Annotated in this window: 18 protein-coding genes; 5 read left to right on the plus strand and 13 right to left on the minus strand. The window is 73.3% G+C overall.

The window, feature by feature from the left end; translation table 11 throughout:
- From ACFPIH_RS53850 to eccD, 9 genes are all read right to left on the minus strand, one after another.
- Positions 1–2,468 (minus strand): WXG100-like domain-containing protein (locus ACFPIH_RS53850; protein WP_465270399.1); only part of this gene is annotated, 2,468 nt, incomplete at its 3' end.
- A gap of 5 nt (positions 2,469–2,473) precedes the next feature.
- A complete protein-coding gene (locus tag ACFPIH_RS53855) occupies positions 2,474–2,821 on the minus strand; it encodes a hypothetical protein (protein ID WP_381185472.1) in 348 nt (115 codons plus the stop codon).
- 28 nt (positions 2,822–2,849) lie between these two features.
- Positions 2,850–3,203 carry a YbaB/EbfC family nucleoid-associated protein gene (locus tag ACFPIH_RS53860; protein WP_381185584.1) on the minus strand — a complete coding sequence of 118 codons (354 nt, stop codon included), beginning with the start codon at positions 3,201–3,203 and terminating at the stop codon, positions 2,850–2,852.
- On the minus strand, positions 3,103–5,502 hold the full coding sequence (locus tag ACFPIH_RS53865; protein ID WP_381185475.1) for a hypothetical protein: 2,400 nt from the start codon (positions 5,500–5,502) through the stop codon (positions 3,103–3,105). The genes ACFPIH_RS53860 and ACFPIH_RS53865 overlap by 101 nt, the downstream gene beginning before the upstream one ends.
- A gap of 15 nt (positions 5,503–5,517) precedes the next feature.
- Positions 5,518–5,940: a hypothetical protein gene (locus tag ACFPIH_RS53870; RefSeq protein WP_381185478.1), complete on the minus strand. Its 423-nt coding sequence runs from the start codon at positions 5,938–5,940 to the stop codon at positions 5,518–5,520.
- 19 nt (positions 5,941–5,959) lie between these two features.
- Positions 5,960–6,262 carry a WXG100 family type VII secretion target gene (locus ACFPIH_RS53875; protein ID WP_381185481.1) on the minus strand — a complete coding sequence of 101 codons (303 nt, stop codon included), beginning with the start codon at positions 6,260–6,262 and terminating at the stop codon, positions 5,960–5,962.
- Between the two features lie 17 nt (positions 6,263–6,279).
- The gene (locus ACFPIH_RS53880; protein WP_381185483.1) at positions 6,280–6,603 is read right to left on the minus strand and encodes a WXG100 family type VII secretion target; all 324 of its coding nucleotides are present in this window, start codon (positions 6,601–6,603) and stop codon (positions 6,280–6,282) included.
- Positions 6,600–8,093, minus strand: coding sequence for a type VII secretion protein EccB (gene eccB, locus ACFPIH_RS53885; RefSeq protein WP_381185486.1), 1,494 nt, complete (start codon positions 8,091–8,093; stop codon positions 6,600–6,602). The genes ACFPIH_RS53880 and eccB overlap by 4 nt, the downstream gene beginning before the upstream one ends.
- 5 nt (positions 8,094–8,098) lie before the next feature.
- Positions 8,099–9,538 carry a type VII secretion integral membrane protein EccD gene (gene eccD, locus ACFPIH_RS53890; RefSeq protein ID WP_381185488.1) on the minus strand — a complete coding sequence of 480 codons (1,440 nt, stop codon included), beginning with the start codon at positions 9,536–9,538 and terminating at the stop codon, positions 8,099–8,101.
- Between the two features lie 270 nt (positions 9,539–9,808).
- Between eccD and eccCa the strand changes: the two genes are divergently transcribed.
- The gene (eccCa, locus tag ACFPIH_RS53895) at positions 9,809–13,783 is read left to right on the plus strand and encodes a type VII secretion protein EccCa (RefSeq protein WP_381185491.1); all 3,975 of its coding nucleotides are present in this window, start codon (positions 9,809–9,811) and stop codon (positions 13,781–13,783) included.
- A 24-nt stretch (positions 13,784–13,807) separates the two neighbouring features.
- Here the strand turns inward: eccCa and ACFPIH_RS53900 are convergent, their stop codons facing one another.
- A complete protein-coding gene (locus ACFPIH_RS53900; protein WP_381185494.1) occupies positions 13,808–14,995 on the minus strand; it encodes a S8 family serine peptidase in 1,188 nt (395 codons plus the stop codon).
- A 191-nt stretch (positions 14,996–15,186) separates the two neighbouring features.
- Between ACFPIH_RS53900 and ACFPIH_RS53905 the strand changes: the two genes are divergently transcribed.
- A complete protein-coding gene (locus tag ACFPIH_RS53905; protein ID WP_381185496.1) occupies positions 15,187–16,815 on the plus strand; it encodes a protein kinase domain-containing protein in 1,629 nt (542 codons plus the stop codon).
- Here the strand turns inward: ACFPIH_RS53905 and ACFPIH_RS53910 are convergent.
- Both ACFPIH_RS53910 and ACFPIH_RS53915 read right to left on the minus strand, forming a co-directional pair.
- Complete coding sequence (locus tag ACFPIH_RS53910; RefSeq protein WP_381185499.1) at positions 16,773–16,940, minus strand: hypothetical protein; 168 nt, start codon at positions 16,938–16,940, stop codon at positions 16,773–16,775. The genes ACFPIH_RS53905 and ACFPIH_RS53910 overlap by 43 nt on opposite strands.
- Positions 16,937–17,737 carry a hypothetical protein gene (locus tag ACFPIH_RS53915; protein ID WP_381185501.1) on the minus strand — a complete coding sequence of 267 codons (801 nt, stop codon included), beginning with the start codon at positions 17,735–17,737 and terminating at the stop codon, positions 16,937–16,939. Before ACFPIH_RS53915 ends, ACFPIH_RS53910 begins: the two co-directional genes overlap by 4 nt.
- Before the next feature lie 128 nt (positions 17,738–17,865).
- Here ACFPIH_RS53915 and ACFPIH_RS53920 point away from each other — a divergent pair, with 128 nt between their 5' ends.
- Complete coding sequence (locus ACFPIH_RS53920; protein ID WP_381185504.1) at positions 17,866–18,417, plus strand: RNA polymerase sigma factor; 552 nt, start codon at positions 17,866–17,868, stop codon at positions 18,415–18,417.
- Between the two features lie 45 nt (positions 18,418–18,462).
- Positions 18,463–18,870, plus strand: a complete 408-nt coding sequence (locus ACFPIH_RS53925) for a cytidine/deoxycytidylate deaminase family protein (RefSeq protein WP_381185507.1) — start codon at positions 18,463–18,465, stop codon at positions 18,868–18,870.
- Positions 18,871–18,879: 9 nt separating this feature from the next.
- On the opposite strand, the gene ACFPIH_RS53930 is transcribed toward ACFPIH_RS53925, so the two are convergent.
- Positions 18,880–19,881: a Yip1 family protein gene (locus tag ACFPIH_RS53930; RefSeq protein ID WP_381185510.1), complete on the minus strand. Its 1,002-nt coding sequence runs from the start codon at positions 19,879–19,881 to the stop codon at positions 18,880–18,882.
- Positions 19,882–20,048: 167 nt separating this feature from the next.
- On the opposite strand from ACFPIH_RS53930, the gene ACFPIH_RS53935 reads away from it, so the two are divergent.
- Complete coding sequence (locus tag ACFPIH_RS53935; protein ID WP_381185513.1) at positions 20,049–20,969, plus strand: tail fiber protein; 921 nt, start codon at positions 20,049–20,051, stop codon at positions 20,967–20,969.
- The last annotated feature ends 186 nt before the right edge of the window (positions 20,970–21,155 follow it).

Raw genomic sequence — 21,155 nt, forward strand, 5'->3', positions numbered from 1 at the left:
CGGAAGCCGTGTCCGAAGCGGACGGGGAGGTTGAGGGTGAGGCTGCGTATCCATTGGCCGTCGTCGGCCTGGATGCGGCGGATGTGGGTGCGGACGAGGGTGTTGCGTCCGTGGAGGGTGCCGGGGGTGCGGTCGGTGTGCAGGGGGTCGTTGCTCGGGTCGAACCAGTCCAGGCTGAGGAAGGAGGCGGGGGCGTCGCTACGACGGTCCCACCACTGCTCGGCCGGAATCGGCCCGGCGTCAGCCTGTCTGGCGGGGCCGGTCCGGTCCGGTCCGGAGGAGGTGGCGGCCGGGGCGGGCCGGTCTCCGGCGGGAGCGGCGGATGGAGCGGACGGTTGAGCGCCGGGTTGCGCGGTGGGTTGCGGAGTGGATTGCGCGGTGGGTGCCGGGACGGCCGGGCGGCCCGGCTGAGGGGGCGTACTGCTGGAGGGGGCCGCCGTGTGCGTGCCGCTGCCCGGCTGGGCGGAGGAGGAAGTGGCCTGCGGCGACGGCCCGATCGGCCCAGCCCCCGTATCCGTACTCGAGGTGCCGGCGGTGGCGCGGGGGGTACCGGTGACAGCGGGCTGGGCCGCCGGACCCGAACCGGCGGGCGCGGTGGAGACCGACGGGCCGGACTGCTGAGACCGGGTGTCCGATGCAGGGATGACAGAGGGGGCGGGAGGGGCGCCGGCCGGCCGGGGGCCGCCGGTGGTGTCGGACCCGCTCGTGGCGGCAGCGGGCTGGGGGGCCCGCCCCGAGTCGGTGAAGGCCGAGGCGGCGGGCGCGGTGGGCGTCGGCCGGCTGGACTGCTGAAGTTCCGCGCCCGGGGCGGGGGTCGGGGTCTGGGGCGGGGTGGCGATGCTGCGGGGCGCGCCGCTGGTGGTGTGCGGGGTACCGGTGATGGGGCCGCTGCTGGTGCGGGGGGTGTCCGTCGTGTCGGGCCCTCTGCTCGTGCCCGGGTCGCCGCTGGTGATGGGGACGCCGATCGGGCCGGAGTCGCCCCTGGTGTCGGTGCCACCGCCGGTGTTGGTCTCACCGCTGAGGTCAGGGGCGCCGGTCGGGTCAGGGATGCTGATCGTGTCCGGGGTCCTCGGTGTGTTCGAGGTGGTCGGGGTGATCGGGGTGGTGGGGGCCGGCGTTGTGCCGGTGTCCCCCTTGCCGCCTCGGTCCGCGGTCAGGCTCTGGAGGTTCTGGATGCCGCTGATGCCGCCCGCCACCCCCGCCCCCGCCGTCGCGGCGGAGGTGAGGCCGGAGACGAAGCTCCAGCCGTTGGCGGAGAACTCGCCGGTGAGGACCAGGTTGGTGGCGATGTCGGCGAGGGTGTTGGTCAGGCCTTCCTCGACGCCCTCGCCCAGGAGGTCCAGCATCCTGGTGACCACGGTGTTGCGGGTGGTGTTCACCGAGGCCCGGACGGTGTCGGGGAGTTGGGTGAGCGCGCCCCGCACCCCGCCCGGCAGGGCGGCGCCGCCCAGTACCGTCCCCAACGCGTCCGAGGCGCCGTCGTCGCCCCAGGTGCGGGCGAACGTACGGCCGTACGCCTCGCCCAGGTCACGCGCCGCGCCCTCCCCCAGCCCGCGTCCGAAGTTCGTGACGAACAGGTCCCCGAAGTCCGAGCCGAGCCGCGTCACCACCTCGTCGCTCAGCGGCAGCCCCTTGCCGATCGAGGGGAGAAGGTCGTCGTTGTTGCGGGAGATGACGTTCGTGACGCCCTGGGTGAGGGCGTCCGCCGAGATCTCGCCCGCCCCGCCCGCGGCGTTCCTGATCTGGCCCCGCAGGGCCGTACCGGTGCGGTTCGCGACGCTGCGGCCGAACCCCTTGGCGAGCTTGGCGCCCGCCAGCCCCACCGGCCCGGCGATCAGGCCCTCGACGACACCGCCGACGAGGGCGTCCCGGGTCAGGTCGGGGTCGTAGGCGTCGCGGGTGCCCTTGCCGATCTGGATGCGCTGGATGAGCAGGTCGAGGGAGACCGCGACGGCGGTGTTGATGATGACGTGCGCGAGCAGGTGCTGGAAGAGGAACTTCAGCACCTGCAACAGGAAGCGCGAGGTGATCGCCCGGTACACCGGGATCAGCAGCAGGGACAGGCCGAAGGTGCGGAAGGCGTTGGCGATGCACCAGGCGATCTCGATGACGAGCTGGAGCAGCTGGCCTATCGCCATGTACTTGGCGTACTCGACGTTCGTCGCGGTCTTGTCCGTGTACGCGGCGATGCCCGCCGCCGCCTCCTGCCCGGCGGCGACATAGTTCGTACGGCCCGAGGTGAACTCCGAGATGGAGGCGGCGAAGGCGTCCGCGGCATGGGCGTCGAAACGGGCCCGGATGGCGCGTGTGACCTGCACGATCTGGTCCGGCAGATCGGCCAGCGCCTGCGCGAGCGCGCGGTAGCTCTCCCCGAGCGCACGCAGCTTGTCCTCGTTGAGCTTGGGGAACTCCATGCCCGTCAGCGCGAGGAACAGCCCGCGCAGTCCTTCCGACGCCTCGACCGCCATACCCGTCAGCGCGCTTTCTGGACGGCGTTCGCCAAGGCCGTGGCGCTCACGATGTTGAAGTCCTCGACCTTGGCCAGGTTCAGAGCGGTCGCGTCGATCTGCTCGTACGCCTGCCGGAAGGCCGCCTCCAGTGATTCGAGCAGGGTCAGCATGTCCTTCCTGGCGGGGTCGTAGACCTTGTTGAAGGCGGTGCCCGCCTCGTCGTCGTACGCGTCGGGCTGTTCGTTCGAGGCGAGGGAGGCCAGCAGCGCGGACCGGATCTGAGTGATCCGGGCCGCCAGGTCGCCCTCGAAGTGCCGGCCGCCGTTCCGGACGCCTTCCGGGTCGGCCATGATGTGGTTCCTGCTGGGCATCGTGCGTCCCTCCTCCTCTCGGTTCCTCTCAGTCCCGCTGTCCCGGGAGCGTGCCGAGGCCGAACGCCTCCAGCAGTTCGGCCAGGTCGGTCCGGCCGCTCGTCACGTCACCGATCTCCAGGTCCTCGGGTCCGACAGGACCGAGGACGTCGTCCAGCTGCCCGAGCGCCTCCTGCCGGGCCCGCGTGATGGTGTCGAGCAGCAGGGCCGACAGTTCGGTCGGCGCCATGGTCCGGTAGCGGGTGCCGTGGAACTTCAGGTCCGTCACCGCGCCCTGGGCGTCAACCGTTGCGCTGACCAGGCGATCCTTGGACGTTGCCGTCCCGCTGACCTCCCTGAGCGCCTCCTGTGCCCGGTCGGCCCGGTCGAGGGCCTCGTCCAGTTGTGACTGGACCTCGTCCAGGAGCGCCTGGAACGGGTTGCTGCTCACGGATGCCTCCCAGGGGTGCGTTCTGCTGCGGTGTCCTGCCGAGCACGGTGGGCGCCAACTCCGGGTCGGTGCCCCATACTTCGGCGTCCTCGGCGAGCCAGGTGGTGCGTTCCCGCTCCTTCTCCCGGTCCCCGCCGCCGGCCCCGCCGCCCATGCCGCCCATGCCTCCCATCGGCGGGAGGTACGGCGTCTGCGCCGACGCCCCCGAGCCGGCGCCCGCGCCCGCGTCGCCGGCGTTCCCGTTGCTGTCGAGGAACTGGCCTGCGTAGGCGTCCAGGTAGCCGTCGTCGGCGCCGCCGGAGGAGGACAGGGCCGGCGGGGTGAAGCCGTAGGTGTCGTCCGCGCCGCCGGATCCCGGGTTCGTGCTCGACGTGGCCGGGAAGCCCTGTTCGCTCAGCGTCGGCACGTTGTACGTCGGGTACGACGAGTCGAACGTGGAGCCGGGCGCGGCGATGTTCGGCCCATTGGTCCCGTTGGTCCCGTTGCTGCCCGGCGGGGGCGTGACCAGGTTGTCGGTGGGGAGGTGGGGCGACTCCTCGAAGTCGTCCAGGTCCAGGTCCGGGTAGGAGGCGCCGGTGGAGCCCGACGGGGGCAGCGCCCCGGTGCCGCCGGTGGATCCGGTGGAGCCCGAGCCGCCGGTGGAGCCGGGGGGCAGCCCGAGCGGCGGTACGATTCCGCCGCCGCCGGTATTGAAGGTGGGCCCGCTGGAGCCGGTCGTACCGCCGAGTCCGGAGCCACTCGTCCCGCTCTGCCCCGAGCCTCCGCCGGTCTGTCCCGTGTCGGGGAGCCCGGACCCGCCGAAGTCGGGCGCGGAGAACCCGGAGGTTCCCGGGGTTCCGGAGGTCCCGCTCCCGGTCCCACCGCCCGCACCGAGGTTCCCGGTCCCGCCCGCTCCGGCCCCGGTCAGCCCGGGCGGCTGGAGGTTGGCCCCCGAGGACCCCGTACCACCGCCCGTGCCACCGCCGGTCCCCAGGCTCCCGGTCCCGCCGGTCCCGCCCGCTCCGCCCCCGGTCAGCCCGGGCGGCTCGAGATCGGCGCCGGAGGATCCCGCGCCGCCGCCGGTGCCACCGCCCGCGCCGCCTCCAGTGCCCCCGCCGGCGCCCCCGGCCCCGGTGCTTCCCGGGGGCGGGAGGTTCGCGCCCGAGGACCCCGCGCCCCCGGTCCCGCCTCCCTCGCCTCCGCCTTCGCCACCACCGGCGGCCTTCTTCCGGAGGTCGTCGAGCTCGTCCTGGATGCTCTTCCCGCCGTCGTTCGACTGGCCGTCAGGGCTGCCGGTCAGGGCGGTGCGGATGACGTTGTTCAGCTCGCGCAGCTCGGTCGTGGCCTTCTGGTAGGCGTTGGTCAGCGGCGAGACGATGCCGGCCACGGGCTCGTCGAGGTACTTGGCAGCCGTCGCGGTCCAGATCTTCTTGACGCCCTCGTCGACCTTGGTCCAGGTGCTGGCATCGTCGATCCGGCCCAGCTCTGTGCCCTGGTAGCTGAGGGTAACGATCAACCCGCCCGATCCGTCGTCCCACCAGAAGACGACCAGATCCTTCCCGTACACCTGCATCGCCCCTTCCGGGGACCAGGCCTCCTGGCTCTTCCACTCCGCGTACACGTGTTTCATGGAGTTGCGCGCGTTCCACAGCGCTGTCAGTGCCTCGTTGACGGCGCCGATGTAGCCGCCGTCCAGACCGCTGCCCGACGCCGTGTCGAGGATGGTCTTGTAGGCGGTGGCGATCCGTTTGAGGATGTCGCCGAAGCTGGAGGCCGCCAGTCCCTGCCAGCCGTCCTGCTGCAGGTAGCTCTGCCAGGTGTTGAGGTTGGGCTCCCACTTGGTGAAGTAGTTGATGGTGGCGGTCAGTTTGTCCCGGGCCCGCTCGAGGCTGTGCGGGCTCGTGGTGTCGGTGCCCTGACCGTCGAGCGCGTTGAGCGTGAGGAGGGAGCCCACGTCGTAGCGCCACCAGGCGCTGTCCCCGTTCAGGAGCTCGGGGCGGATCGCGAGTCCGGCGCTGCCGGTGACGGGGGTGGGGGCGGTCGTCCAGCTGCCGTCCGGCGCGCCGGTGACCGGGCCCACGGTGCCCATGGGGTAGGTCCAGGTGATGGGTGCCGCGAAGGGGGCGCCGCCGGTTCGGTTCCAGTACGCCTGGGTCCACTGCGGTGCCGTGACGTCGGCCGGGGTGGGGATCCGGCCCCCTTCGGAGCCCTTGGCCTGTCCGGAGTTGGAGAAGATGTTCACCAGCTCGTGCCATGTCTGGGGATCGGGCACCGTGGGTCTCCTGCCTCAGCTCTTCGGGTTCGGGGGGGTGGTGCCGCTGCCGGAGCCGCCGCCCCGCTCGTTGATCGCCTTGCCGACCAGCTCGCCGAACTTGCTTCCGGAGAGCGTGCCGTTCTCCTCGGCCGCCTCCATGGCCTCGCCCGTCGCCGACAGGGTCACGATCATCGTGTCGGTGATCGAGAAGTTGAACGTCAGCTCGTTGGTGAGGCCGTCGACGACTTTCACCATCTGCTCCACCAGGTGCGCGGCCGGCACGAAGCTCGGGTCCCCCACCTTGATCGGGTCCTGTTTGTAGTACGCCAGTTGGTCGTTGGCGTCCTGGGACTCGTCACGCATCCCCGGCAGGTAACCCTGAGAGTCGCGGTACGTCTTGAGGACCTCGGCCGAGTACTCGGTGGTACCCGAGTTCTTCTCCGGGGACTTGGGCATCCTGCGCCCCCTTCCTCTGCTAGCGGACGGTGATGTCGCCCCACCTGTTGCCCTCGTTGACGTCGGTGGTCCGGTAGTTCGCGGTCAGGTCGACCAGGGAGGTGGCGCCGAGATTGAGGACCCTCCCCATCTCGCCGACGATGTTCTGCCACTCCACGTGCTTGGCCTGGTACGCCTGGGCGGTCGTACCCTCGAGTTCGCCCATCACGGAGTTCACCGCCGCGGCGAGGGCCTCGACGATGTTGGCGATCGCCTTGGTCTGCTGGGCCAGGTACTCACTCGCCTCGGCCGAGTTGTCGTAGGTCATCCTGAAGTCGGGCATGAACTGCTCCTTCGTTGTTAGAAGTTGACCTGCTGCCCCAGGGCGGCGGAGGTCTGGACCGCGCCGGACTCGACGGTGGTCATGCCGTGCCTGTTCTGGACCAGCACCTGCTGCATCTCCTTCATGCTGTTCGTCAGCCGGGTGTGCCGCTCCATCCACTGGCTGACGGCCTTGTCGAAGACGGCGCTGGCCTCCCCGGTCCATCCGGCGGTGAGGATGGACTGGGCCTGGCCGACGACCGTGGCGACACTGGTGCAGCCCGTGATGGCGGTGTCGATGGAGCTGTTGGCCACGTCGAACCCGTGGTCGGTGGTGGTGGTTCTGGGCGCGGGCGTGCTCATGGTGTTCGTTCCTTTCCGTTGGGTTGACCGGTACGGCACTCCGGGTCCGCCGCCGCGGGTTCCGGTCCCGACAGGGCGGGCCGGGCGGCCCGTTCCGGGTCGAGGACGGATCCCGTCGGCAGCAGCCGGAGCAGCGCGGACGGCAGCCGTACGACGTCGGCGTCCGTGTAGGACAGCCGGCCGGCCACCGCCGGGGCGGCGAGGGGGTACTTGATGCCGTCGTCGGTGACGAGGTAGCGCGCGGTGCCGGTGGCGGTCGGGGCCGCGAGCACCCCGCTGCCCGGGCGGACCGCGATCAGGTCGGGGGCCGGGCACCCGGCGGCGACGCCCTGCCGGGGCACCGGGTGCAGGCCGGTCGCCTGCGCCGCCGGCACCCGGACGAACTCCTGCCGGGGCGTGGTCCCGGCCGGGGTGACCCTCAGGCAGGGCACGGTTCCGGCGCGCGGCGCGAGGGCCTTCGGCGGCCGGACGGGAAGTCCGTCACCGGTGATCGCGCCGCCCGGTGCCAGGTGCTGGGCGGCCTCGTCCGGCTGGAGCACGATCGCGGACGGCTCCCGGCCCCCGTAGGCGCCGGAGCGGGTGCGCGGGTCGCCGCGCAGCAGCTGGAGTTCGGTGAGGGTCAGCGGCGCCAGGCCCGTCCGGCCGAGCAGGTAGTACTGCTCGGCGGAACCGGGGGTGCGCACGACGGCGTACTGGCCGATACGGCGCTGCGCGCCCCCGAGCACGGGGCCCTTGCCGCCGCGTCCGGGTACCTCGGGCGCGGACAGGTCGGGTCCGGCCGGGACGGCGGCGAGGAAGGCCGCGCCGGCCGTCAGCGGTTCGGTGGTGCCGTAGCCGAGGGACTGCAGGGCGCCGTGCCCGGTGTCCAGGCGCAGCCGCCGGCCGCGCCACAGGAGGTAGGCGGTGCGCTGTCTGCCGTCGGCGGCGGTCACCAGGAGGGCCTCGTCGGCGCCGAGTGCGGCGGCGCCCGGTGCGGCGCCTGCGGCGAGGGTGGTCGCCGGTTCCCGGGTGCCGTCGGCGGCGGCGCGGGTGGTGGCGCACACCTGCCAGGCGGCGTCGCTGAGCTGTCCGGCGGCGGGCAGGGAGTCGGGGGCGCCGGGGATGCCGATGGGGGTGCCGCGCGGCACGTCGGCCAGGGTGGCGCGGGAGACCTGGACGACCTTGCCGTCCTTGCCGGTGATCAGCTTGGCGGAGGCGTAGTTGAGGACGGGACGCAGCACGCCGTCGCCGTAGAGGTAGCGCGCTCCGGTCTCCTTCTCGGTGATCAGCGCGTCGGGGGCGCGCCAGGCGTCGGAGTCCTTGGGGAAGAGCAGCCCGAACACCGTGAAGCCCGCGCACAGCAGCAGGGCGATGAGCGCGCCGGTGACGGCGCCGCGGCGGGTGCGGCTCATCGGGGTGTCGACGGCGTCGGGGTCGGCGGCGAGCATGCCGGAGCTGAGCCGGCCGACGGTGAAGGAGTAGGCCTGGACCTGGTCGCGTCGGGACTGCATGGCGGTCAGCTCCCCGTCTCGCGCAGCGCGTTCAGCACACCGAGGTCGATCAGGACCAGGGGGAGCAGGGCGACGGCCGCGAGGGAGTGGAGGAGGTCGGCGGCCCGGCCCCAGTACGGGATGAACCGGCGGCCGGGCACGTGCCACGCCGCGACCACCAGGGCGGCGCACGCCATGGCACCGGCCGCGAGGGCGGCGCCCCGGGCGGCGGTTCCGGCGTGCCAGACGCCGACGACCGGCAGCAGCAGTGCGCCGTACCAGCCGGGCAGGGCGACCGCGAGGTGCTGGCGGGCGCTGGTCATGCCGCGTCCGTGCAGCACGAGGAGCAGGCTGAGGGTGCCGCCGAGGGCGTACGTCGTCCAGCCGGCGCCCGTGGACAGCGCGGTGAGGCCCAACGCGGTGAGGCACAGCGCGCACACCAGGCCGGCCGCCGCGTACAGGGCGGTCATATAGCGGTCGGCGACGGCGGTGCGGGTCAGTACGGCGCGGGCCGGCAGCGGGTCGATGCCCTCCTGGAGCTGCGCGGCGTTCGTCGGCAGCGGCGGCAGGCCGAGCCCGGCCAGCCGGAAGGACAGGACGGGCACGAAGGTGCCGAGCAGCGCGGTGAGCGCCGCGACGGGACCGGCGATCTCCGCCGGTCCGAGGCCCGAGGTCAGCCCGATGACACCGGCGGCGGCGCCGAGCAGACACACCAGGACCACGGCGCAGAACAGGGCGGCCGACGCGGCGGACGCGGCGACGGCCAGGACCGCGCCGCCCGCCGCCGCGGTCGCCCCGGCGAGCAGCCGCGCGCCGAGCAGCTCGGGACCCTCGGGTCCGGCCGGCACCTGCCAGCCCGCGAGCGCGAAGAACGGCACGGCCAGCACGCCGAGCACGGTCCCGACGACCGCGTCCCCCATGGCGCGCGAGCCGGCGAACGCGCCGAGCAGCAGCAGCACCCCGAGGCCCAGCGCGAGTACGGACTCCAGGGCGGCGGAGTCCAGACCGGCCAGGACGGTGAAGGCGGCGGCGAGCGTGGCGGCGGCGAGGCCGAGCAGCAGGCGGCGGGTGTACTCGGGCCGCCACCGGTCGGCACGCTCGCCCATGCCGGTGGAGACGCCGTCGACGAGGTCGTCGAAGTGGACCGGCGGAAGCTGCTCGCGCCGGGGCCGCAGATAGAGGGTCTCGCCGTCGCGCAGCCCGAGGTCGGCGGGCGTGGCGTCCTCGTCGAGGGCGGGCGAGCCCAGCCGTTGAAGGACCCAGCCGCTGTGTTCGAGGCCGCTCTCGTCGAGGCTCGTGCCCTCGGGTGCGGCGTGGCCCACCAGGGCGGGCAGCAGATCGGCGAGCGGTACGTCGGAGGGGACGGCCAGGTCGAGGACGCGTTCGGGGGCATGCACCACGAGCCGGGTGAGCCCGGCGGCGATGACGCCGGCGTTGCCGCCTGCCGTGCTCGTGCCCACGCTCATACGACCCTCCTCGGACCACCGGTTTCGCCGGTTCGACCTCGACGAGAGCCGAAGCTAGCAACGGCTTTCCGCCGTTCAGGGGGTGCGCGGGGCGTCCGTGCCTCATCGGTCCCTTGTCGGGGCCTGAAAGGGAGTCGGACCGTCCGGACACGGGCCGCAGAGGGGCCCCGTCGTCGGAGACTGCGACGACCCACCCCACCAGAGACGACCCACTCCACCAGAGACGACCCACTCCACCAGAGACAACCCACCCCACCAGAGAGGACCCGCGTGAGTCTCCTACTGTTCCGCCGCCCGCCGCGCCGCCCGGGGCCCGAGGCGCCGGGCGGCCAACTGGAGCTCCAGGAACCGCCCGTCCTCCCGGAGCGGCAGAGCGGGCTGTCCGCCCTGTTCACCTATCTGCCGATGGCCGTCACCTCGCTCGGCATGGTGCTGCTCTTCGCCCGCCCCGGCGGCGCCGGCGGCAGCATGGTCTACACGTACGTCATGGGCGGCATCCTGGTGCTGTCCACCGTGGCGATGCTGGTCGGCCAGCTGGTGCGGGCCGCGAGCGAGCGCAAGCAGCGCATCAGCGGCGACCGCCGCGACTATCTGCGCTATCTGTCGCAGGTCCGGCGGAAGGTCCGGGAGGCCGTCGAGCGCCAGCGTGACGTGCACGCCTGGCGCAACCCCGATCCGGCCGCCCTGTGGTCCGTGGTGCGCACCACCCGCCTGTGGGAACGCCGTGCCGGACACGGCGACTTCGGCGAGGTACGGCTCGCGGTCGGCGAACAGCGGCTCGGCCTGCGCCTGGCGCCCCTGCAGACCAAGCCCGTCGAGGACCTGGAACCGCTCGCCGCACACGCCCTGCGCCGTTTCATCCGCGCCTACACCTCCGTCGCCGACCAGCCCATCGCCCTCCATCTGCGCGGCTACGAGCGGGTGCAGCTGCGCGGCGACCTGGACGCGGCCCGCGCCATGGTCCGGGCCGTGCTCGGCCAGCTCGCCGTCTTCCACGCGCCGGAGGAACTGCGCCTCGCGGTCTGCGCGGACGACGTCTCGCTCGCCCACTGGGAGTGGACCAAGTGGCTGCCGCACGCGCTGCACGCCACCGCCGTGGACGGGGCCGGCCAGCGGCGGCTCGTCGCACGCGGTCCGTCCGAGCTGGAGGAGCTGCTCGGCGAGGACTTCACCGCCCGGCCCCGCTTCGACCCGCAGGCCGCGCCCGCCCTGGAGGAGCCGTTCACCGTGGTCCTCCTCGACGGCGCCGAGACGGCCGTCAACTCCCGGCTGTCCGGAGGCGGTTACCGCAACTGCGTGGTCGTCGACGTCAGTGGCTGCCTGCCCTGGGAGAGCGGCCCGCACATCCTCGGCCTGGACATCGCCCCCGACCTGCTGCGGGTGGTCGGCCAGGACCGCACCGGACGGGAGACCACCGCACCGCTCGGCCGCCCCGACGCGCTCAGCCCGGTCCGCGCCCGCACGCTGGCCCGGCTGCTCGCCCCGTACCGCACGAGCGTGGCCTCGGAGATCACCGAACCGCTCACCACCGACTTCGAGCTGACCACCCTGCTCGGCATCCCCGACCTGCACACCTACGACATCGCCCGGCTCTGGGAGCACCGCGGCCCGGGCGGCGCCGACCACCTCCGGGTGCCGATCGGTATCGCCGCCGACGGCTCGCCCGTGGAACTCGACCTCAAGGAGTCGGCGCAGAGCGGCATGGGCCCGCACGGCATGCTCATCGGCGCGACCGGCTCCGGCAAGAGCGAACTCCTGCGCACCCTCGTCTCCGCCCTCGCGCTCACCCATTCCTCCGAGGTGCTCAACCTGGTCCTGGTGGACTTCAAGGGCGGCGCGACCTTCCTGGGCCTGGAGAGCCTCCCGCACACCTCCGCGGTGATCACCAACCTCGCCGACGAGGCCGCCCTGGTCACCCGGATGCGCGACGCCGTGCACGGCGAACTGGTCCGCCGCCAGGAGCTGTTGCGCGCCGCCGGCAGCTACAGCTCGCTCCTGGAGTACGAGCGCGCGCGGCTGTCCGGCACCCCTCTGGCCCCTCTCCCCTCCCTCCTCGTCGTCGTCGACGAGTTCAGCGAACTGCTCGCCGCGCACCGCGACTTCATCGACCTGTTCGTCATGATCGGCCGCCTGGGCCGCAGCCTGGGAGTGCATCTGCTCCTGGCCTCCCAGCGCCTCGACGAGGGCCGGGTCCACCAGCTCGAGTCCCACCTCTCCTACCGGATCGGCCTGCGCACCTTCTCCGCCATGGAGAGCCGCGGCGTCCTCGGCGTCCCCGACGCCCACCAGCTGCCCTCCGCGCCGGGCAACGGCTACCTCAAGAGCGACCAGGCCACCCTCACCCGCTTCAAGGCCGCCTATGTCTCCGGCCCCCACCGCGCCAGGCGCCACACGGCCCGGACCGCCGCCGGCACCGGGGCCGTGGTCCGCTACGACGCCGGTTACGTCCTGCCCGCCCACCCGGCCCCGGACGTTCCGGAGGCTCCCGACACTCCGGAGGAGTCGGCGGAGAGCCTGCTCCAGGTGGCCGTCGGCCGGCTGCGCGACCTGCCCGGCGCCCGCCCCGCCCACCGCATCTGGCTGCCCCCGCTCGCCACCCCGCCCACCCTCGGCGAACTCCTCGCCGCACAACCGGACCTGCCGGCCTCTCCGCACGACGCCTACCGCGCGGCCCGCCCGGACGGCGGCGGTCTGCGCATCCCCGTCGGCGTCGTCGACCGCCCCTTCGAGCAGCGGCGCGACCCGCTGTTCGCGGACCTGAGCGGCGCGGGCGGCCATGTGGGCGTCGCGGGCGGCCCGCAGAGCGGCAAAAGCACCCTGCTCCGCACGCTCGTCACCGCCCTCGCGGTCACCCACACCCCCCGCGAAGTGCAGTTCTACTGCCTGGACTTCGGCGGCGGCAGCCTCACCGCACTGACCGGACTGCCCCACGTGGGCTCCGTCACCGGCCGCGTGGACATCGAACGCATCAACCGCACGGTGGGCGAGTTCACGTCCCTCCTCGCCCGCAGGGAGACGGAGTTCGCCGCATCCGGCATCGACTCGATGCCGACCTACCGCCGCAGACGTGCCGCCGGCGACTTCCCCGACGACCCCTACGGCGATGTCTTCCTGGTCATCGACGGCTGGTCGATCCTCCGCCAGGACTTCTACGACCTCAGCCAGACGATCATCCAACTCGCCGCCCGGGGCCTGAACTACGGCATCCACCTGATGGTCGCCTCGCCGCGCTGGGCGGACATCCAGTCCGCGCTGCGCGACCAGATCGCCAGCCGGTTCGAGCTGCGGCTCGGCGATCCGGTCGACTCGATCATCGGTATGCGCAAGGCCCAGGAGGTGCCGAGGATCGCGGGCCGCGGCCTGACCGAGGACAACCACCACTTCCTCACCGCGCTGCCCCGCGTCGACGGCGGCGGCGCCCCCGCCGACCTCACCGAGGGCACCCGGTCGCTGGTCGCCGAGGTCCGCGAGGCCTGGGACGGCCCGTCCGCCCCGCCGGTACGCATGCTCCCCGCGACCCTCGCGGTGAGCGCCCTGCCGCCGGCCGAGGGAATCCGCGTCCCCCTCGGCATCGAGGAGAACGAACTCGCCCCGTTCTGGCACGACTTCGACACCCATCCCCACCTGATCGTGATCGGGGACACCGAGAGCGGCAAGACGAACCTGCTGCGCCACATCGCCCGCACGATCTCCCGCCGACACAACAGTGACGAGGCGCTGTTCGCCATGGTCGACGTGCGCCGCCAGCTCTACGACGCGGTACCGCCCGAGCAGCGGCTCGGCTACGCCGTGTCCCTCGACGCGGTCCGCGAGATGATGGCGGCAGCCGCCGGCGCGATCGCCCCCCGCGTCCCCGGCCCGGACGTCACCCCCGAGCGGATGCGCGAGCGCGACTGGTGGGAGGGCCCCCGGCTGTTCCTCGTCATCGACGACTACGAACTCGTCAGCGGCAACCCCTACGGCCCCACCCCCTTCGACCCACTCCTCGAACACCTCGGCCAGGGCGCCGAGATGGGCCTCCACCTCATCGTCGCCCGAGCGGCGGGCGGCGCCGGCCGAGCCCTGTCCGAACCCCTCCTGCGCCGCCTCACCGAGGCCAACACCCCGAGCGTCGTCCTGTCCTGCCCACCCTCGGAAGGCGTCCTCTTCGGCGACGTGAAGCCCAGCGAGTTCCCCCCGGGCCGAGGCCTGTGGATCTCCCGCCGCCGCACCACCCAGGTACAGACGGCGCTGTCGGAGGACTGAGCTGGGGAGAACGGGAGCCGGGCGCTATGTGCGGTTGCCCGGCTGCCAGTCGCGGGCCCGGCCGCGGGGGACGATCGTGGCCAGGGCGGCGGCCAGCAGTGCCGTGAGGCCCGCGAGGGCCGCGACGGCCCAGGCGGGGCCGGGGGACAGGGACGCCGGGCGGGACGGTACCCGGTACGGGGTGGTCGCACGGGCGGCCGGGACCGCCGCCGGGACCGGCACGCCGGAGAGCGCAGCCGCCGGGTCGGTCAGGCCGTAGCCGGCCAGGGGGTCGGGCACCGCCCCCGCGGGGTGTGCCGCGGTGGCCCGGAGCCGGTCGGCGACCGCGGTCGCGGTCAGATCCGGGTCATGGGCGCGGACCAGCGCCGCCGCGCCCGCCACGAACGCCGCCGCCACGGTGTCGCCGTCCCCGGTGAAGTGCCCGCCCCCGGGGCCCACGCTCATCACCCGGTCCCCGGGCGCCACCAGATCCGGCGGCGCCGCGAGCGCCTTGCGGCCGGAAGGGTACGGGGCCCCGTCCACCCCGACCGACCCCACCGAGACCACCCCGGGCAGCGCCCCCGGATAGGCGGGCGCGCTGTACTGCCGCCCGCCGGACACCGGCGCGACCACGACCACGTCCCGCCGCACGGCACCCGCCACGGCTGCCTTCATCCGCGCGCTCGGCTTCCCGTACGCCACCGACACCAGCACCACCTCACAGCCGTGCCGTACGGCCTTGTCGATGCCGTCGGCCACGGCGTCCGCGTCGGTGACGCCCCCGGCCGTCGTGACCCGCACCCCGAACACCCGGGCCTGCGGGGCGACGCCGACGAACCCGACCCCGTCCCGCCGCGCCCCGGCGACGAGCCCCGCGGCGAACGTCCCGTGCCCCACGCAGTCCTTCGCCCCGTCCCCCGACACCCGCCCCTTCAGCGCCGCCGCCCCGGTGTCCACGCCGGTGTCCACGACCCCCACGGTCACCCCGCCGCCCAGTCCCAGCCGCTGCGCCTCGCGCACCCCGAGCAGCTGCTGCGCCCACGGCGTCCGCCGCACCTCCTGGCGCCCGGCGGGGGTGCACCCGTCCGCCGTGTCCACCTGCTCGGGTATCCGCGGCAGCACCGGCGTGTCGGAGGCGGCGGCCACCGGGGACCCAGCCACCACCCCCACCGCCACGAGCACCGCCGTACACCCGGACACCATCGCGAAGCCCCGCCTCCATGCAGCCCTCACGCCCACACCCTTCTCTCCGACCCGTCTTGGTCCGCAGCCCTGTTCCGATGCGGCGGGCGGGGCGAAAGTTCGGCGCGGGCGCGCGGGCGGTGCGCTTCGGGAACACTCCCGGGCACTTTCGGGCACTCTCGGGACAGGCCAGGTCACTCTCAGGACATCCGTCGGTCATGATCCCGGCGCATGGTGAACCCATGCGTTTACCCCACACCATCGGCCGCTACCGGGTGGAGAAGCCGCTCGGCTCCGGCGCCTTCGGCGTCGTCTGGCTGGCCCACGACGACTCGCTCGACGCGCGCGTCGCGATCAAGGTCATGGCCGACAACTGGGCCCAGCGGCTCGACCTGCGGGAACGCTTCCTGTCGGAGGCCCGGATGCTGCGGCAGGCCGCCTCACCGCGCGTCGTACAGGTCCACGACATCGGTGAACTCCCCGACGAACGCCCGTACTTCGTCATGGAGTACGCCGACGGCGGCACCCTGGAGGACAGGCTGGCCGACGGTCCGCTCCCGGTGCCCGAGGCGCTGCGGCTCGCGGCGGAGGCGGCCCGCGCGGTGGCGGTGCTGCACGGGGCGGGCATCCTGCACCGCGACATCAAGCCGTCCAACCTGCTGCTGCGCTCGGACCCCGGCGCCCGCGACCCCCGCGAGCACCGTGTCCTCATCGCCGACCTGGGGCTCGCCAAGACCCTCGCCCACGCGTCCGGCCTCACCATGACTGCGGGTTCGGCCGGCTACATGTCCCCCGAACAGTCCGACCCCGGCCCCGACGGCATCGACGAGCGGGCCGACGTCTACGGCCTGGGCGCCCTCACCTACCACCTCGTCACCGGCGAGATCCCCGCCGCCCCCGGCAGGACCACCCCGCCCACCGCGTTACGCCCCGACCTCCCGCCCCGCGTCGCCGCCGCGATCACACGCGCCCTCCACCCCGACCGCACCCACCGCTGGCCCACGGCCCTCACCTTCGCCGAGGAACTGACGACCCTGTCCGACCCCACCACCAGCCCCGTCCCCGCCGCCGAATCCGCCGCCCCGGCCGGTGCCGGTACCGCCGCCGGCGGATCGGCCGCCCTCGTCAGTGCAGGTACCGCCACTGCCCGCCCCGCCCGCGTAGCTCCCCCAAGCACACCCCTCACCCCCACACACCCCCGCCGCGGACGGCGTCTCCTCGCCGCCGGTGCCGTCGTCGCCGCCGTCCTCGCGTCGGCCGCCGGCTGGCTGGCGCTCGACACCGCCGGGGACTCGTCGACGGCCATGCCGGAGACGGGATTCAACGCGGCCGCGTCCGGCACCGCGCTCCCCGCCCCCTACACCAGCCCCAGTCCCAGCCCCACGACCTCGGCCTCCCCCCTGCGGAGCTCCTCCGGCTCCGACCGCGCGGTGCCGCCGGTCGCCGCGACCACGAAGAGCACCAAGCCGACCGCCACGGATCGGACCTCCGTGGAGCACACCGCCTCCGCCGAGGCCTCGGTCTCCGCCCCGGCCGAGTGGACGACCGTATGCGTCCAGCCCGACGAGAAGATCAAGGCCGGCGAGTCCTGGCGCACCAACCGCACGAGGATGGCGATGGAGACGGGCGGCAACCTGGTGATCTACGACGAGAACGGCAAGGCCCGCTGGTCCTCCGGCACCACCGGCAGCGACAACGGCGCCTACCTGCAAGGAGACGGCAACCTGGTCGTCTACAGCCCCGACGGGAAGCCGCTGTGGAACACCGGTACCCAGGGAAACCCGGGCGCGATCCTCTGCCTCGGCGCGGACGGCAACGTCAACCTCATCTACCAGGACCAGGCCATCTGGTCCGCCAACACCGGCCACTGACCAGGCACCCGGTCGGCCCGCCACGCGGCCAGCACGGCAGCACGCGCCTCCTCGACCGACTCCTCGGTCTCCGGCGTCGTACCGGAGTTGTCCATCCGCTCGCCCACGCCCTGCTCCCTTCTCATCGACCCGTCACGATCACCCCGGGCGGCCGGTCCACAGGCCCCCCGAACCGGCTGACCCCGCCCGGCGGCAGCCTCTGCAACTCGGCCACCGTGCTCTCGTCCAGCCATGAGCCCCTACCCGCCCCGGCGTCCCACACCGGCTCCTGCGGGAACATCTCCCGCATCAGCACAAACGGCTCACACCCCCCGTCCACCCGCAGCACCTTGAACCGCGTACCGGGCAGGAACACCACCCGGTCCGGCCGGTACGGGTCGACGGGCCCCGTACGACGCCCGGTCAGCGACCACACCAGAAACCCCGGCCGGTCCGTATGCGCATGCGCAGCCTGAGCCGCAGCCGCAGCCGGAACGGCCGAGGCAGCCCAGAACCCCCGCTCGGTGACGACCCGCCGCCCCCGGTACCAGTCCACCGCCGTACCCGCGTCGCCCCGCACCGCCACCGGCCCCCGATACGACCGCAGCCGGCGCAGACCCGACGCCACGCACCGGGCGAGCGGCAGATGCTCGCCCACCGTCCCCCGGGGCAGCGTCTCGTCGAGCCACGCCCACTCCCCGGTGAGATAGAGGTGGACCGCCGCGAGGTCGGCGAGCACACTCACCCGGTCGGCCCGCGGCCCGCCGTCCCGCAGCCGCCGTATCTCCGGCATCATCCGGTTCACCACGGACGTCGCGTGCCGGAACCGCTCGCCGTACACCGCCCGCACCCGCAGCCGGTCGCGGGCGATGCCGATCCCGCCCGTCGGCACGATCCGCGCGGCGGCCTCCGGTACCGGCTGCGCCAGCTCGGTCATGGTCATACGGCGACCCTAGGAACGCCCGGCACCCGACGGGGCTCCCGCTCACCGACCGGGCACGGAAAGGAAGTTGGGAAGTCCCCTTCGTACAATTGACGTGCGTCCCCGCCACCCTCGTAGGGAGTTCATCCGTGCCGCTCGCCCCCGACACCGAACCCCTCGCCGTACGCGCCGCGGCCGGTGACCGGGCCGCCCTCGACGCCCTCCTCCAGGCCATCCGCCCGGAGGTGCTGCGCCGCTGCGGCCGGTTCCTGCCCTGCCGCGAGGACGCCGAGGAGGCCGCGCAGGACGTCCTGCTCCAGGTGGCCCGCAAGATCGGCACCTTCGAGGGCCGCAGCCGCTTCAGCACCTGGCTGCACACCGTGGTCGCCAACTGTGCCCGGCAGAAGTACCGCGAGCTGAAGCGCCGGTCCGCCGAGCAGCCGCTCCCGGCCGAGCAGACCCTCCGGCCCGACCCGCGCACCACCAGCGTGATCGCGGGCTCCCGGATCGACCTCCTGGACGCGCTCGAACGCCTGGAGCGCGACCACCCCGCGCTCACCGTCACCCTGGTGTACCGGGACATCTGCCAGATGGAGTACGCCGAGATAGCGGAGCGCACCGGCCTGCCCCTGGGCACCGTCAAGTCCCGCCTGCACACGGCCCGCCAGTACGTACGCCAGTGGCTGACGCCCACACCCTGACCACGGCCACACCAGGATGGCAGGGAAGAGACAGGGAAGAGGAAGATGACCACGCAGATCGACCACGAACTCATCGAGGCCGCGGCCCACGTCGCGCGCACTCGCTGCCGGGGCGACAACCACACCATGGCGGCCGCCGCCCGCGCCCAGGACGGCCGGATCATCACCGCCGTGAACGCCTACCACTTCACCGGAGGCCCCTGCGCCGAGCTGGTCCTCATCGGTGCGGCAGCCGCCCAGGGCGCCTACGAGCTGGACACGATCGTCGCCGTGGGCGACCGCGACCGGGGTGTTGTTCCCCCGTGCGGCCGGTGCCGCCAGGTCCTCCTCGACTACTTCCCGGACCTGAAGGTCATCATCGGCTCGGACGACGGCATCCGAGCCCTCCCCATCACCGACCTGCTACCCGCAAGCTACGTCTGGGCCGACCACCAGCTCGACGCCGAGAACTAGGACCTGCTCCTAGAACGTGCCGAGCTTCACGATCGACAGCAGTGCGATCAGCTGGATCGCCGACGCGCCCAGGGCCTTCGGCCAGGGCAGGTCGTGCGACTTGCCGACCATGAGCGTCAGCAGCGCGCCGGCCGCGACCCAGGTCGCCCACCCCAGCAGCTGCACGAACGACGCGTCGCCGCCGAAGAACATCGCCACGACCAGACGCGGCGCGTCGGTGAGCGACATGATCAGCATCGACAGCCCGACCGTCGGCTGCCAGGCGCCGTTCCCGCCGAGCTGGCGGGCCAGCGTGTGCGTGACCACACCCAGGATGAAGGAGCTGATCACCATCGCGACGGCCGTCGTCAGGACGATCGGGATCGCGTTGGACAGCGTCGCGTTTATCGTGTCCTGGCGGGTGTCGTCGAAGCCGAAGACCGCGAGCAGGCCGTAGAGGAAGGTGACGACGAGGGCGGGGCCCCACATCGTGTAGTCCCGCATCCGCAGGAAGGTCTGGTTGGGGGAGAGCACGATGCCCCGCAGCAGGTCCTTCCAGTGCAGCCGCGGCCCGATCGGCCCCGAGGGCGCCGCCGCACCGGCGTGGTACGTCCCGCCCTGGCTGTACTGCTGGTGGTCGTCGACCGAGAACGCCTGGGTGTGCCCGGGCTGGTTCGCCGCATACGGGTCGTGCGGGGCGCCGCCGCCGAAGTACTCCGGCTCGTCGCTCCCGCCGCCGTTGCCGCTCTGCGGCCACTGCCCGCTCCCGCCGCCGCCACCGCCGTACGGCGGCTGCTGCCCGCCGCGGAACTGCGGCGGGTATGGCGCTTGCGCGGGCGGGTAGCCGTACGAAGGCCCCGAGGGTCCCTGTTGCCCCTGCGGCACCTGCTGCGGTCGCGCTTGGGGGGCGCGGCCTTCACGGCCGCCACGTCCGATCCTGAATCCAGCCACGTCGTCGAACGTACCTGGTCCCGCTGACACGCGCGTCGGAGCCGGGGGGACCGTACCGCCTTTGCTGCTGAGCTGTGACATCCGTTGCGGAGACCTTGGTGCAGGTGCGGCTGCCCCGGATTCGGTGTTTCGAGGCATTGTCCGCCATGAGCTGACACTGCATCATCGCCACCGTTCCTTCACGAATCCGCCATCGGGGCTCCATATCCCGACTTGCCTGTGAGGTTCCGCTGAAACTCTCCGTGCCCTTGACGCGCAGAACCGCCGTACTCGCCTCCGCCGTGGTCATCGGTCTTTCCGGTACCGCCGTCGCGGCATCGCCCCAGGCCGCGGTGTTGGCGGCCAGCACCAAGGTCCAGGCCTGCGTCCACAAGACGCGGCTGACGGTACGGATCATCGACCCCGCCCGTCACCAGTCGTGCACCAGGGCCGAACGCGGCGTCTCCTGGAACGTCACCGGGCCGAAGGGCGCCACCGGCAAGACGGGCGCCAAGGGGGCCACCGGGGCCAAGGGCGCCACGGGAGCCAAGGGCGCCACGGGAGCCAAGGGCGCCACGGGCGCGACCGGCGCGCAGGGGGCGCAGGGCGTGAAGGGCGACACGGGGGCCACCGGCCCGGTCGGCGCCCTCGGCGCCCTCGGCCCCATCGGTCCTGACGGAGCCATCGGCCCCATCGGCCCCATCGGTCCGGACGGTGCGACGGGGCCCACCGGCCCGGCCGGGCCCACCGGGGCTACGGGCGAGAAGGGGGACAAGGGGGACAGGGGAGACACCGGAGACACGGGAGACGTGGGCGCGACCGGCGACACGGGGCCCACCGGCGCCACCGGACCTACTGGCGCCACCGGGCCCGCAGGGCCGAAGGGGGACAAGGGCGACCCCGGGCCGGACTCGCGGTTCGGGACCGGGACCACGTCGGCGGCGTCGGGCCGGGGGGTGGCCTGCACGCTGGGTGCGGTGTGGCTGGCGGCCGGGAGCCGGGCGGGCGGGGTTCCGGCCAGCGGGCAGCTGCTGAACATCAGCCAGAACCAGGCGCTGTTCTCGCTGCTCGGCACCATGTACGGCGGCAACGGAAGGACGACGTTCCAGCTGCCCGACCTGCGGAGCGCCGCGCCCAACGGCCTGACCTACGTGATCTGCACTGCCGGGGCCCTTCCCTCGGTGGGCTAGCTCCGTATGTGCCGTCGCCCCCGCGTGCTCCGTTGACCTGGAACCAGCCCCAGTCATCGGCGTAGGCGTGGACCAGATGCAGTCCGCGTCCCGTTTCCTCCGAGGCGGGAGGTGGCACGGGGGCGGCGGTCGGCGGCGTGGGGTCGGTGTCCCAGGCCCCCAGCCGAAAGGCAGCTCCGGAATGCC

The organism is Streptomyces vulcanius (genome assembly GCF_042653945.1).
In the GTDB taxonomy this organism is placed as follows: domain Bacteria; phylum Actinomycetota; class Actinomycetes; order Streptomycetales; family Streptomycetaceae; genus Streptomyces; species Streptomyces mangrovi.